The organism is Streptomyces sp. NPDC004065, from assembly GCF_044903565.1.
Lineage (GTDB): Bacteria > Actinomycetota > Actinomycetes > Streptomycetales > Streptomycetaceae > Streptomyces.
Genome location: NZ_JBJDQT010000082.1, coordinates 1 through 1,041, shown reverse-complemented (window position 1 = coordinate 1,041; position 1,041 = coordinate 1). Strand labels below are relative to the sequence as shown.

Here is a 1,041-nt window from a genome sequence, read left to right as displayed (position 1 = left end):
CTTGGGTTCTAGGAGTCGTTGCAACACCCCAGTTCAGGGGATGCGATGGACTTCGAGATCCGTAAGGACCGGACGAAGCCTCAGGGCAGGAAGAAGCTCACCCGGGAGCGGGAGGCATACTCCCGGCTCATGCAGCAGGGTGTGAGCAACCGGGAAGCGTGCCGGATCGTCGGGATCGACGAGCGGACCGGCCAGAAGTGGCGCAACGGGCGTCACGCATACGGAAACCGGAAGGCGCTGCCACCGATCAACACGGTGGCAGCGCCTTCCGGGCCGTCCCGGTACCTGCGCGAGGAAGACCGCATCCACATCGCCGACCGGCTGCGGGAGAAGGCGACCGTGCGGGCAATCGCCGCGGAACTGGGCCGCAGCCCGTCCACGGTCAGCCGGGAGATCCGCCGCAACCGCCACCCCGTCAACGGCCAGTACCGCCCGCACGCGGCCCAGGCCCGTGCCGATGCCCGCCGGCCCCGTCCGAAGCCCGGAAAGATCGGCCAGAACCCGCAGCTGCGGGACTTCATCCAGGACCACCTGGACATACGGTGGAGCCCGGAGCAGATCTGCCAGGCTCTGCGGGCCCAGTTCCCCCAGCGGCCGGAGATGCACGTGGTCCACGAAACGGTCTACCAGGCCCTCTATGTCCAGGGCCGGGGTGAGCTGCGCCGCGAACTCACCCGCGCTCTGCGCACCGGACGCGCCAGGCGCAAGCCCCGCCGCCAGGCCCAGCAGCGCCAGCCGCGATACGCCACCCCCATGGTCATGATCAGCGAACGGCCGGCGGAAGCGGAGGACCGGGCCGTGCCCGGCCACTGGGAAGGCGACCTGATCATCGGCAAGGACGGGAAGTCGGCCATCGGCACTCTGGTCGAGCGCGCCACTCGCTACGTCATGCTGCTGCACCTGCCGGGCGACCACGGCGCCGAAAGCGTCCGGGACGCTCTGGTCACCACGGTCCAGACCCTGCCCGCCCACCTCCGACGGTCCCTGACCTGGGACCAGGGAAGCGAGATGGGCGCCCACGGCTCCTTCACCGTCGCCACC

At 69.9% G+C, this 1,041-nt stretch carries 1 protein-coding gene; it reads left to right on the top strand.

The window, feature by feature from the left end; translation table 11 throughout:
• Positions 1-45: 45 nt before the first annotated feature.
• Positions 46-1,041 (top strand): IS30 family transposase (locus ACI2LW_RS33740; protein WP_404735068.1); only part of this gene is annotated, 996 nt, incomplete at its 3' end.